Origin of the sequence: Citrobacter europaeus (genome assembly GCF_037482245.1) — a bacterium.
GTDB classification, from domain to species: Bacteria; Pseudomonadota; Gammaproteobacteria; order Enterobacterales; family Enterobacteriaceae; genus Citrobacter; species Citrobacter europaeus.
On the sequence record NZ_CP148084.1, the window covers coordinates 3,659,857 to 3,671,427 of the forward strand.

Below are 11,571 nucleotides of genomic sequence, written 5' to 3' on the forward strand. Positions count from 1 at the left end.
ATCTTTTGCCCGGCCCATACAGGGGATAAAAATATGCAACGTGATTTTCATGGTAAGACAATTGTCATCACTGGTGCTTGTCGAGGGATTGGCGCAGGTATCGCCGAACGTTTTGCCCGCGACGGCGCAAATCTGGTGATGGTATCTAATGCAGAGCGCGTCCACGAAACAGCGGAACAGCTTCGTCAGCGCTATCAGGCAGATATTTTATCTTTGCAGGTGGATGTCACCAATGAAGCGCAGGTGCAATCTCTGTACGAGCAGGCCGCAGCGCGCTTTGGCACCATTGATGTCTCAATTCAAAACGCGGGTGTTATCACCATCGACTATTTCGACCGCATGCCGAAAGCAGATTTCGAAAAAGTCCTCGCCGTAAATACCACTGGCGTATGGCTCTGCTGCCGGGAAGCCGCAAAATATATGGTTAAGCAAAACCAGGGCTGCCTGATTAATACCTCTTCCGGTCAGGGACGTCAGGGTTTCATCTATACCCCACACTACGCCGCCAGCAAGATGGGCGTAATTGGCATTACGCAAAGTCTGGCCCATGAGTTAGCGCCATGGAATATCACCGTCAACGCCTTTTGCCCGGGGATAATCGAAAGCGAAATGTGGGATTACAACGATCGTGTCTGGGGCGAGATTCTCAGTACAGATGAAAAACGCTATGGCAAAGGTGAACTGATGGCTGAATGGGTTAAAGGCATCCCAATGAAACGCGCGGGCAAACCTGAAGATGTCGCCGGGCTGGTCGCTTTTCTCGCCTCTGACGATGCGCGTTATCTCACCGGACAAACCATCAACATCGATGGCGGCCTGATTATGTCTTAATGCCCGCCAGGGTATCTGTTAAGAGAGTCATCACTATGATTGCAAAAGATTTTGCTCAACAACTGTTTAATCTTGAGGGGCGCGTCGCTTTTGTTACTGGCGCAGGCAGCGGCATCGGTCAGACTATCGCCTGCGCACTCGCCAGCGCGGGCGCACACGTAGTCTGTTTTGATTTGCGCGAAGACGGCGGGCTGAACACGACCGTTGATACTATTACCGCTATTGGCGCCCAGGCTGCGCTCTATACGGGTGATGTCCGTCAGCTTAGCGACCTTCGCGCCGCGGTAGCCCTGGCGAAGGAACGCTTTGGTCGTCTGGATATTGCGGTCAATGCCGCAGGCATTGCCAACGCCAACCCAGCGCTGGAAATGGAAAGCGAGCAGTGGCAACGCGTTATCGACATTAACCTCACTGGCGTGTGGAATTCCTGTAAAGCCGAAGCGGAACTGATGCTGGAATCCGGTGGTGGCTCGATTATTAACATCGCATCCATGTCCGGAATTATTGTTAACCGAGGTCTTGAACAAGCCCATTACAATAGCGCTAAGGCTGGAGTCATTCATCTGTCAAAAAGCCTGGCGATGGAGTGGATTGGAAAAGGGATCCGCGTGAATTCTATCAGCCCTGGATATACCGCCACGCCGATGAACACTCGACCGGAAATGGTTCATCAGACGCGGGAGTTTGAAAGCCAGACGCCGATTCAGCGCATGGCAAAAGTGGAAGAGATGGCGGGCCCGGCACTCTTTCTGGCCAGCGATGCTGCTTCATTTTGCACCGGTGTAGACCTGGTTGTAGATGGTGGATTTATCTGTTGGTAAACAGCATTACGCCCGCAGCCATGGTTAGCTGCGGGCATTAATTTATTCTCCGCTACAGGCAGCCAGCGTTTTTCGTTGCCGGCCGTTTTCATCAAAGTTGTCGGCAGCCAGCCAGCGCTGTAACACGGCGTCACACTGGGGCCATTCGCCGTCAATCATCGATAACCAGTCGCTGTCGCGATTACGCCCCTTGCGCACAATCTTCTGGCGAAAGCGTCCTTCGAAGATAAACCCAAGGCGCTCAGCCGCCCGACGGGAAGCCGTGTTCAGGGAATCACATTTCCACTCCACGCGACGATAGCCCAACGCAAACGCCTGGCGCAGCAGCAGCCAGATACTTTCGGTGCCGAGTACCGTATTTTTCATGCGCGGTGACCAGGTCACATGACCTATTTCGACCGAACCGTGCTCTCGTTCAATCGCCATAAAGCACACTAGTCCAACGGCACGTCCGGAACGCTGCTCAATGACGGCATAGGGAACCAGAGATGCATCAGCAGCTTTCCCCTGAACCCAGCAAGCTGCGGCCTCAACGCTTGTGGGGCGAGAGCTGGCAAGCCAGGTCCAGTCGCGATCGTCCGGTGCCTGCGCATAGGCATCAAACAGATCGGCAGCATGGCTGTCGGCATCCAGAGGAACCAGTCGACAATATTGCCCTGTAAGCGTTTCCCGTGGCAGCACGGCGGCGCCATTCCAGCCCGGCACAACATCGCCGACGGTCTGTCCATAAAGATTTAGTTCCGGCAACTTTCAACCCCTTTTGCGAAGTAAAAAATAGTTATAACACCGGCCATTTCGTCTTCAAAGCGTCGCCAGAAGATTTTGACAACGAACAGAAAATCAGCAGCGCTTCTATACTCTAAGGATTCAATCAACGCTGAAGAGAACCCTATGCCACTACCCGATTTTCATGTTTCTGACCCTTTCACGTTAGGCATTGAGCTGGAAATGCAGGTAGTCAATCCTCCGGGCTACGACCTGAGCCAGGATTCTTCCCGGTTGATTGACGCCGTAAAGCCGCTGCTTACCGCCGGAGAAGTAAAGCACGATATCACGGAAAGTATGCTGGAGATGGCGACCGGGGTTTGTCGCAATATCGACCAGGCGAGTGCTGAATTATCCGCCATGCAGCAGGTAATCTCGCGGGTTGCTGCAAAGCATCACCTCGCCATCTGTGGTGGTGGTACGCATCCATTTCAAAAATGGCAACGTCAGGAAGTGTGCGATGACAAACGCTATCGACGCAACCTGGAAAATTTTGGCTATCTTATCCAGCAGGCGACGGTGTTCGGCCAGCATGTGCATATCGGCTGCGCAAACGGCGATGATGCCATTTATCTCCTGCACGGGCTGTCGCGGTTTGTTCCCCATTTTATTGCGCTCTCCGCCGCCTCACCTTATATGCAGACGTCCGACACGCGGTTTGCCTGCGCGCGACTAAATATATTCTCCGGATTTCCCGATAATGGCCCGATGCCATGGGTGAATAACTGGCAGGAATTCGAGGGGCTATTCCGTCGGCTGGCTTACACCAGCATGATTGACAGCATTAAAGATTTACACTGGGATATCCGCCCCAGCCCGCACTTTGGCACAGTAGAGGTTCGGGTAATGGATACGCCGCTGACCCTTGATCATGCAGTCAATATGGCAGGGCTTATTCAGGCTACCGCCCACTGGTTACTCACCAAACGCCCGTTCAAACACCAGGAGCGTGATTACCTGCTGTATAAATTCAACCGTTTCCAGGCTTGCCGCTTTGGTATGGCGGGAATCGTCACCGACGTCAACACCGGCGACGGCTGCCGCTTGTCAGATGACACATTGCGGCTACTGGAGAATATCGCTACCTCTGCAGATAAAGTGGGCGCGGCCAGCGCGATTGAAGCTATAGGCCTGCAGGTTAAAAATGGTCATGATGAAGCACAAAATATGCGTGATTTCGTCGCCGACGGCGGGTCGTTGAGTGGTCTGGTGAAAAAGCATTGTGAGATTTGGGCAGGGTTATAAGCGTGGGAATTTGCGTTGCCCGCAGAGATCCCGGACAATGGCTTTTTAACTCAAGTTTAACAATGCTATGAAACATCCGCTTGAATCACTGATGACCGTCGCAGGGATCCTGCTGCTGGCTTTTTTGTCCTGCCTGCTGCTACCCGCCCCCTCGCTTGGCCTGCTGTTGGCGCAAAAGGTCGTCACCACCTTTCATCTGATGGATCTCAACCAGTTTTATACTTTGCTGTATTGCCTGTGGTTTTTACTGCTGGGGGTGCTTGAGTATTTGCTGTTGCGCTTCATCTGGCGGCGCTGGTTCTCGCTGGCGGATTAGGCCCGCGAGAACTCTTCGTCGTTAATGCGTTCGGCTATGATTTTCTTTGCGATAAGCACCCGGCGGCTGGCTGAACGTACGGGTGAAAATACGCGTAAAGGTCTGCTGCGAATCAAATCCGTACTTCAAACAAATGTCGTACACTTTCTGGTCGGTATCGCGTAGATCGCGCGCCGCCAGCAGCAGCTTACGCTCACGGATGTAACGCCCGAGGCTTTCACCTTTGTACTGCATAAAGAGACGCTGCAGGTGCCATTTGGAATATCCCGCATGGCGCGCAATATCATCAATGCGCAATGGCTGATTCAAATTATCATCAATCCATTCAACAATCGTATCAATTACCTGAGCAGAAATCGTCATCATGCTCTCCCCTGTATTCATTGAGTCGCCTGTTGCCACCAGGCCGTAAACGGTTGGTCCGGTTCGGACAGTACTACCGGTTCACCCAGCATGGGCGTCAGCAGGCGGTAATCCTGATGACGGCTGGCAAGCGCCAGTCGTTTGTAAGGATCATCCCAGGTATGTTTCGCCAGAACGAAACGGCCGGCATGCCCTGGCAACACGGCTTTCGCATGCAAATCTGCCGCGGCCTGTGCCGTCTCTTCCGGCATCATGTGAATAAACTTCCAGTCCTGGTCATACTGACCGTTCTCCATAATCGCCAGGTCAACCGAGCCAAACTGCTCGCCAATGGCTTTGAAATGCGGTCCATAGCCGGAATCGCCACTGTAATAAACGTTCTGCTCCGGCGTTTCGAACATGAAGCTCGCCCATAGCGTTTGGTTGCGCTTGATACCGCGTCCCGAGAAATGACGAGCAGGCAGCACATGAACGATCAGCGAATCCGTCACTCTGACAGACTGATTCCAGTCGCGCTCTTCGATTATCTCGCTGCGCATCCCCCAGTAACGCAGATGCGATCCGACGCCGAGCGGCGTAATCACCCGCTTAATTTTCGGCATTAGCGCCTTGATAGTGGCGAGATCCAGATGGTCATAGTGATCGTGCGAGATGATGAGTAGATCGATCTCCGGCATCGTCTGCGCACTCCACGGATAATCTCCGGCGAAGGCTTTATTCAGGAATGAAAACGGTGCGGCATAATTGCTAAACACCGGATCAATCAAGATACGCTGACCCGCCAGCTGTAAATACCACGAGGAGTGGCCGAGCCAGACCAGCGTATCCTGCAGCGGCGCAAGCCCGGCGAGATCGGTCGCCACCAGCGGTAACGGCTGCGCCGGACGCGCATTTTCACGCTTTGCAACCAGAAACTCCCACCAGGCCGCCAGCATACCTTTGTTGCCGGTATAGCCCGGTGTCGGCACCTGGTTATGAAACTGTCCATCACGATAGTGTGGTGACTGTTCAACCTGACTCAGTTGTGCCCCTTGCGGTGCCTGACCAAACCCGGCATTGAGTACAAACGGTAAACTTGCAGCTGCGGCAATAAGCATAATAACAACCACACAAACTGTGAGACGCTTCATATCCTGACCTTAAACGCGCCCCCTTTCCGCTGGTTTGCGCGACTGACTCTTGATTATGAGTGAGTAAGCACTCATTATAGAAATCGAAAGTTCGCCGTCAAGATGATTTTCAATCTTTGACATTCGCCGTTGCGGTGCAGCAAAGGCCGTGATTCAATCATGTTTTTTACAGACTTAAGGGTAAAGTGTAGTGGCTCGTCCGAAGAGTGAAGACAAAAAACTGGCATTACTGGAAGCTGCAACCACAGCATTTGCACAATCAGGTATTGCGGCCTCTACCGCCGTGATAGCACGCAATGCAGGGGTTGCGGAGGGAACCTTGTTTCGCTATTTCGCGACCAAAGATGATTTGATCAACGAGCTTTACCTCTTTTTGAAGCAAGATCTTTGTCAGTCGATGATGGCAAATCTGGATCGCTCAGTGACCGATGCCAAAACCATGACTCACTACATCTGGAACAGCTACATTAGCTGGGGCCTGAACCACACCTGCGGGCATCGCACGATTCGCCAGTTGGCCGTCAGCGAGAAAATCAGCAAAGAAACAGAACAACAGGCTGACGATATGTTCCCGGAATTACGCGATCTTTGTCATCGTTCCGTACGACCCGAGTTTATGTCTGACGAGTATCGCGCCTTTGGCGATGCGTTGTTTCTTTCTCTGGCGGAGACCACCATGGAGTTCGCCGCCCGCGACACGGCCCGCGCAAAAGACTATATATCGATGGGGTTTGAAGCCATGTGGCGCGCACTGACCCGCGAGGAAAAATAATGGACGGCCAGACCCTGCATGCCTGTGCGAAGCGCCTGGCGCTCGAACAGCCTTTTACCGAACACTGCTGGCCATTCGGCCCGGAATACGACGTCTTCAAAGTCGGCGGCAAAATTTTTATGCTGGTCACTGAGCTTCGCGGACGCCCGCTGGTTAACCTGAAATCAGACCCGCAAAAGTCACTGTTAAACCAGCAGATCTACCCCAGCATTAAACCCGGCTATCACATGAATAAAAAACACTGGATCTCGGTCTACCCTGGCGACGACATTACCGAGTCATTACTGGCAGAGCTGGTGAATGATTCATGGCACCGCGTCGTAGACGGTCTGGCGAAGCGGGATCAAAAACGTCTACGTCCAGGCTGATTTATCGTTAACCCCGATAAGTGTTTTTGCATTTTCCTGTCTTATCTTTTTCCCGCTAACCCTGTACCCTGCTGAAACAAAACGCACCCGCAGGGTATAAAAAATCACCAGGAGTAGTTATGGATATTGTTTCTGTCGCCTTAAAACGTTACTCCACTAAGGCATTCGATCCGAATAAAAAACTGACCGCTGAGCAGGCCGAAAAATTAAAAACGCTGCTGCAGTTTAGCCCGTCCAGCACCAACTCTCAGCCATGGCACTTTATTGTCGCCAGCACTGACGAAGGTAAAGCGCGTGTAGCTAAATCCGCAGCCGGCGGTTTTGTATTCAACGAACGCAAAATGCTGGATGCTTCCCACGTTGTGGTGTTTTGCGCCAAAACGGCGATGGACGATGCGTGGCTGGAGCGCGTGGTGGATCAAGAAGAGAGCGATGGTCGTTTCGCTACGCCTGAAGCTAAAGCCGCAAACCATAAGGGCCGTACTTTCTTTGCCGACATGCATCGCAAAGAGCTGAAGGATGACAACCACTGGATGGCAAAACAGGTGTACCTCAACGTCGGTAACTTCCTGCTGGGCGTTGCGGCTATGGGCCTGGATGCTGTACCGATCGAAGGCTTTGATTCAGCGGTCATGGATGCAGAATTTGGCCTGAAAGAGAAAGGTTTCACCAGCGTAGTGGTGGTTCCGGTGGGTCATCACAGCGTAGAAGATTTCAACGCCGCACTGCCGAAATCTCGTCTGCCGCTGGAAACGACGCTGACGGAAGTCTAATCCTCCGCATTTGCATAAGCTCCGCACAGCGGTCATCATAGACCGCTGTTTATTAAGGAGACGTTATGCAGGAATTGATATCTCAGGTAGAAGAACTCGGCATTGAAATAAATCACACCACCTCATTGGTGATGATTTTTGGCATTATTTTTATCACCGCCATTATTGTTCACGTTATTTTGCACTGGGTGGTATTACGCGCATTTGAAAAGCGTGCCAGCGCCAGCTCCCGCCTGTGGCTACAAATCATCACGCAGAACAAGTTATTTCACCGGCTGGCATTCACCCTGCAGGGTATCATTGTCAATATACAGGCCGCACTCTGGCTACAGAAAGGCAGCGAAGCAGCAGAAATATTAGTGACCTGCGCTCAGTTGTGGATCATGATGTACGCCCTGCTGTCCCTGTTTTCCCTGCTGGACGTTATTCTCAATCTGTCGCAAAAACTCCCTGCCGCATCGCAATTACCGCTAAAAGGCATATTCCAGGGCATCAAACTCATCAGCGCAATTCTCGTCGGAATATTGATGATTTCCCTGCTGATTGGTCAGTCACCGGCAATACTGATAAGCGGTCTGGGCGCCATGGCCGCCGTGTTAATGCTGGTGTTTAAAGATCCAATCCTCGGACTGGTTGCCGGAATACAACTTTCAGCCAACGATATGTTGAAGTTGGGTGACTGGCTGGAAATGCCGAAATATGGTGCCGATGGCGCGGTTATTGATATTGGCTTAACCACCGTGAAAGTGCGCAACTGGGATAACACCATCACCACTATCCCAACCTGGTCACTGGTCTCAGACTCTTTTAAAAACTGGAGTGGAATGTCGGCTTCCGGTGGGCGGAGAATAAAACGCAGCATCAGCATCGATGCCACCAGCATCCATTTTCTTGATGAGGATGAGCGCCAGCGTCTGCATAAAGCCCACCTGCTGAAACCGTATTTAACAACACGTCACCAGGAAATTGACGAGTGGAATCAGCAATTAGATGCGCCTGAATCGGTATTGAATCACCGCCAGATGACGAATATTGGCACCTTCCGCGCTTATCTGAACGAATATTTGCGTCATCATCCACGTATTCGCAAAGATATGACGTTAATGGTACGCCAGCTTGCGCCGGACGATCACGGTTTACCGATCGAAATTTATGCCTTTACTAATACGGTAGTCTGGCTGGAATATGAAAGTATTCAGGCTGATATCTTCGACCATATCTTTGCCGTGGTCGAAGAGTTTGGTTTACGCATTCATCAGTCGCCTACCGGAAACGATATTCGCGCACTGTCTGGCGCGTTTCAGCGATAAACCGGACAGAGAGAAAATGGCCGATCCCATTATTAATATGAGATCGGCCATAGCTTAGCGAGGTTTACGACGCAACAGTTTGAAGGCAACAAACAGGAACAGGATCCATACCGGCAGCAGGATAGCTGACAGGCGCATTTCATCCATCGTACACATCAGCACCAGAATCATGCCAAGGAAAGCAATACACAGGTAGTTCCCTGCCGGGTACAGCAGTGCTTTAAACTGCGTGTCACGTCCCTTACGTCGCATCGCCGCCCGGAACCGCAGATGCGCCAGGCAGATCATAATCCAGTTCAGCAGTAACGTCGCCACCACCAGCGCCATCAGCAGGCTAAAGGCCTTTTGCGGCAGAACATAGTTGATCAGGACCACCAGTGACGTAATAGCGCCGGAGAGGATCAGTGAGTTCACCGGTACGCCACGACGGCTGACGCGGGTTAAGAACTTCGGCGCGTTCCCCTGAACCGAGAGACCAAATAGCATACGACTGTTAGAGTAAACACCACTGTTATACACCGACAGCGAAGCCACAAGAATGACAAAGTTCAGCGCAGAAGCCACCACGTTGCTGTCAAGATTATGGAAAATCATCACGAACGGGCTGCTGTTGGATTTCACCTCTACCCACGGGTAGAGCGCTAACAGCACCACCAGAGAACCGATGTAAAACAGCAGAATACGGTACACCACCTGGTTTACCGCCTTTGGAATGCTTTTCTGCGGGTCCTGCGCTTCTGCGGCAGTAATCCCGATAAGCTCCAGTCCGCCAAAGGAGAACATAATCACCGCCAGCGACAGAATTAATCCGTTCCAGCCGGTAGCAAAAAAGCCGTTGTAACGCCACAGGTTATCGATGCTTGCATGTTCCCCGCCGTTACCGGAAAACAGCATCCACACGCCAAAACCAATCATGCCGATAATGGCCAGCACTTTAATCAGCGCGAACCAGAATTCCGTTTCGCCATACAGACGTACGTTGACCAGGTTGACGGCATTGATGATCACGAAAAATGCCGCGGCCCAAATCCAGGTCGGGACATCGGGCAACCAGTACTGCATATAGATCCCGGCCGCTGTAAGTTCCGCCATACCGACCAGCACAAACATCACCCAGTAGTTCCAGCCGGACAGAAAACCCGCGAACGGTCCCCAATATTTATAGGCAAAATGAGCGAAGGATCCGGAAACGGGTTCTTCCACTACCATTTCGCCCAGTTGACGCATAATCAGAAAAGCGATGATCCCGGCAACGCCGTAACCCAGTAACACCGCAGGTCCCGCCATCTGAATAGCCGGACCAATGCCCAAAAACAGGCCCGTACCAATTGCACCGCCCAGCGCAATTAACTGAATATGGCGGTTTTGCAACCCTCGTTGAAGCGTCGGCTCGTTCGTCGACGCGGCATCAGACACGCTGGTGTCAGATGCAGTTGACGCGTTTTTCACGCCCTTCCCCTGTGTCGTTTTTATTGAAGGGGCTTCTTTTAACATTTCAACCTGGTTGTCGCAAGGCGCAATCGATTGGATGCGCCGGGCTTCCTTGCCCAACGCACCGAGGCTCGGGAGAAAAACAATAAAAAGAAGGCGAGTTGTTATTGTTTATTCAAGTCAATACGTACCACGTTATCTGGCGCAGACGTAGAGTGGTCTTTATTAAATTTTTGCTTCACCGTCACAAACAGCGTTTGTCCATCCGCCGAGAGCAGCAGGCTGTTTGGGTTAGGGGGTAAATCCCAACTTTTCTTCACGCTGTAATCGGTCGCATTCAGGCTGAGCAATTTCCCTGAATCACGCTGCGTAATATAGATTTCGTTGCGTTTTGCGTTGAATTTCACCGCCAGCGAATCACCCACATCCAGTTTTTTCAGCAGGTTACCCGTATGAATATCCAGAACCAGAGTGGTTTTCGCTTTTGAGTTGTCGGTGACAAACAGACGACCCGTTTGCGGGTCTTCCGCCATGTTCAACAGCAACGCAGGTTTATCGCCCAGCGGCTGCCAGCGTTTTTCTACACGCTGGTTACGCGGGTTGATGACGAGAATTTCACCGCCGCCGTTAGCTGCATAAATTCGCTGCGTCACCGCTGAATAATGCAGTCCGGTCATCCATTTACCCGTGTTTTTAATGCGGGTTTTCAGCTTCAGGGTTTCGGCATCAACCACCCAAATCACCGCCGGATCCGCCACGGCGCCAATATAGAGCAAACCGTTATGCAACAGCACCTGACGGGCACCATACGGGAAACCTTCTGGGTTACGTTCCGGGAACAATACGCGATTTTTCACCTTGCCGTCAGCGGTATTCAGCGCGCTCAGGCCACCGTCCAGTGAGTTGGTGACATACACCGTTTTACCGTCCGGCGAGATAGCCATACCAAAGTTTTTCATATCGGTATGACTCAATCCAAGCGTTTTAAGCGTTTTCGGATCCAACTTGTAAACCACGCCGCCCTGCACATCTTTAAATCCTTCGGCGCTGGCAACGTACAACGCATCCCCTGCCGGGCTAAGCGCCATTTCATATAACCCATCCGCCAGCGCGCGTTGCTGTACATCGGTAACGGCAGGTTGTGCTGTTTTTTCCGTAACGCTGACGTTGCTGGCTGGCGTGGAGTGCGCCGCACAACCGCTTAACGCCGCAGCAATCAGCAATGCCAACGCAGATGTTGTTTTTTTCATTGTCGGGATCCTTACCAGAAGTAATACAGAGAGTTAATGACAAAAGAGAATGAGAACTATACGCATTATCTTTTTTGAATCAAGAATAATTACCCGATAATAAAAAACATGAAACAGAGGTTTGAAGATGCAAACAGGTGCGTGCGACTTCCGGTTTTTCATAATTACAGTGAATTATTCTGGACGAAAAGGCATC

At 51.7% G+C, this 11,571-nt stretch carries 13 protein-coding genes; 8 read left to right on the forward strand and 5 right to left on the reverse strand.

The window, feature by feature from the left end; genetic code table 11:
- The first annotated feature begins 33 nt into the window (after window positions 1–33).
- Together WHR59_RS17315 and WHR59_RS17320 are read left to right on the forward strand one after the other, a co-directional pair.
- Entirely contained in the window at window positions 34–831 is a 798-nt protein-coding gene (locus WHR59_RS17315; protein ID WP_003831170.1) for an SDR family oxidoreductase, read from the forward strand.
- Between the two features lie 35 nt (window positions 832–866).
- Window positions 867–1,652 (forward strand): SDR family oxidoreductase, encoded by a 786-nt coding sequence (locus tag WHR59_RS17320; protein ID WP_047412814.1) that lies wholly within the window; start codon window positions 867–869, stop codon window positions 1,650–1,652.
- A 42-nt stretch (window positions 1,653–1,694) separates the two neighbouring features.
- Here the strand turns inward: WHR59_RS17320 and WHR59_RS17325 are convergent, their stop codons facing one another.
- Window positions 1,695–2,399 carry a GNAT family N-acetyltransferase gene (locus tag WHR59_RS17325; protein WP_087051590.1) on the reverse strand — a complete coding sequence of 235 codons (705 nt, stop codon included), beginning with the start codon at window positions 2,397–2,399 and terminating at the stop codon, window positions 1,695–1,697.
- 144 nt (window positions 2,400–2,543) lie between these two features.
- Between WHR59_RS17325 and WHR59_RS17330 the strand changes: the two genes are divergently transcribed.
- Both WHR59_RS17330 and WHR59_RS17335 read left to right on the forward strand, forming a co-directional pair.
- Window positions 2,544–3,662, forward strand: coding sequence for a YbdK family carboxylate-amine ligase (locus WHR59_RS17330; protein WP_047412818.1), 1,119 nt, complete (start codon window positions 2,544–2,546; stop codon window positions 3,660–3,662).
- 67 nt (window positions 3,663–3,729) lie between these two features.
- Entirely contained in the window at window positions 3,730–3,978 is a 249-nt protein-coding gene (locus WHR59_RS17335; protein WP_047412821.1) for a DUF1158 family protein, read from the forward strand.
- A 21-nt stretch (window positions 3,979–3,999) separates the two neighbouring features.
- Here the strand turns inward: WHR59_RS17335 and WHR59_RS17340 are convergent, their stop codons facing one another.
- Together WHR59_RS17340 and WHR59_RS17345 are read right to left on the reverse strand one after the other, a co-directional pair.
- Window positions 4,000–4,341, reverse strand: a complete 342-nt coding sequence (locus tag WHR59_RS17340) for a RamA family antibiotic efflux transcriptional regulator (protein ID WP_003021996.1) — start codon at window positions 4,339–4,341, stop codon at window positions 4,000–4,002.
- A gap of 17 nt (window positions 4,342–4,358) precedes the next feature.
- Window positions 4,359–5,471: an MBL fold metallo-hydrolase gene (locus WHR59_RS17345; protein WP_043015517.1), complete on the reverse strand. Its 1,113-nt coding sequence runs from the start codon at window positions 5,469–5,471 to the stop codon at window positions 4,359–4,361.
- A 190-nt stretch (window positions 5,472–5,661) separates the two neighbouring features.
- Between WHR59_RS17345 and WHR59_RS17350 the strand changes: the two genes are divergently transcribed.
- The 4 genes from WHR59_RS17350 to WHR59_RS17365 all read left to right on the forward strand — a co-directional run bounded on the left by WHR59_RS17350 (window position 5,662) and on the right by WHR59_RS17365 (window position 8,694).
- Window positions 5,662–6,243: a TetR/AcrR family transcriptional regulator gene (locus WHR59_RS17350; protein ID WP_047412824.1), complete on the forward strand. Its 582-nt coding sequence runs from the start codon at window positions 5,662–5,664 to the stop codon at window positions 6,241–6,243.
- Entirely contained in the window at window positions 6,243–6,611 is a 369-nt protein-coding gene (locus WHR59_RS17355; protein WP_043015516.1) for an MmcQ/YjbR family DNA-binding protein, read from the forward strand. Before WHR59_RS17350 ends, WHR59_RS17355 begins: the two co-directional genes overlap by 1 nt.
- Window positions 6,612–6,730: 119 nt before the next feature.
- On the forward strand, window positions 6,731–7,384 hold the full coding sequence (gene nfsB / locus WHR59_RS17360; RefSeq protein WP_003831162.1) for an oxygen-insensitive NAD(P)H nitroreductase: 654 nt from the start codon (window positions 6,731–6,733) through the stop codon (window positions 7,382–7,384).
- 65 nt (window positions 7,385–7,449) lie between these two features.
- Window positions 7,450–8,694, forward strand: a complete 1,245-nt coding sequence (locus WHR59_RS17365) for a mechanosensitive ion channel family protein (protein ID WP_043015515.1) — start codon at window positions 7,450–7,452, stop codon at window positions 8,692–8,694.
- A gap of 54 nt (window positions 8,695–8,748) precedes the next feature.
- Here WHR59_RS17365 and pheP read toward each other — a convergent pair whose 3' ends face one another.
- Both pheP and WHR59_RS17375 read right to left on the reverse strand, forming a co-directional pair.
- Entirely contained in the window at window positions 8,749–10,143 is a 1,395-nt protein-coding gene (gene pheP, locus WHR59_RS17370; protein ID WP_043015514.1) for a phenylalanine transporter, read from the reverse strand.
- A gap of 146 nt (window positions 10,144–10,289) precedes the next feature.
- A complete protein-coding gene (locus WHR59_RS17375; RefSeq protein WP_213732212.1) occupies window positions 10,290–11,375 on the reverse strand; it encodes a YncE family protein in 1,086 nt (361 codons plus the stop codon).
- Window positions 11,376–11,571 lie beyond the last annotated feature (196 nt).

Coding starts and splice junctions, on each gene's coding strand:
- WHR59_RS17315 (WP_003831170.1), top strand. CDS start 34: ATGCAACGTGATTTTCATGGTAAGACAATTGTCATCACTGGTGCTTGT.
- WHR59_RS17320 (WP_047412814.1), top strand. CDS start 867: ATGATTGCAAAAGATTTTGCTCAACAACTGTTTAATCTTGAGGGGCGC.
- WHR59_RS17330 (WP_047412818.1), top strand. CDS start 2,544: ATGCCACTACCCGATTTTCATGTTTCTGACCCTTTCACGTTAGGCATT.
- WHR59_RS17335 (WP_047412821.1), top strand. CDS start 3,730: ATGAAACATCCGCTTGAATCACTGATGACCGTCGCAGGGATCCTGCTG.
- WHR59_RS17340 (WP_003021996.1), bottom strand. CDS start 4,341: ATGACGATTTCTGCTCAGGTAATTGATACGATTGTTGAATGGATTGAT.
- WHR59_RS17345 (WP_043015517.1), bottom strand. CDS start 5,471: ATGAAGCGTCTCACAGTTTGTGTGGTTGTTATTATGCTTATTGCCGCA.
- WHR59_RS17355 (WP_043015516.1), top strand. CDS start 6,243: ATGGACGGCCAGACCCTGCATGCCTGTGCGAAGCGCCTGGCGCTCGAA.
- nfsB (WP_003831162.1), top strand. CDS start 6,731: ATGGATATTGTTTCTGTCGCCTTAAAACGTTACTCCACTAAGGCATTC.
- WHR59_RS17365 (WP_043015515.1), top strand. CDS start 7,450: ATGCAGGAATTGATATCTCAGGTAGAAGAACTCGGCATTGAAATAAAT.
- WHR59_RS17375 (WP_213732212.1), bottom strand. CDS start 11,375: ATGAAAAAAACAACATCTGCGTTGGCATTGCTGATTGCTGCGGCGTTA.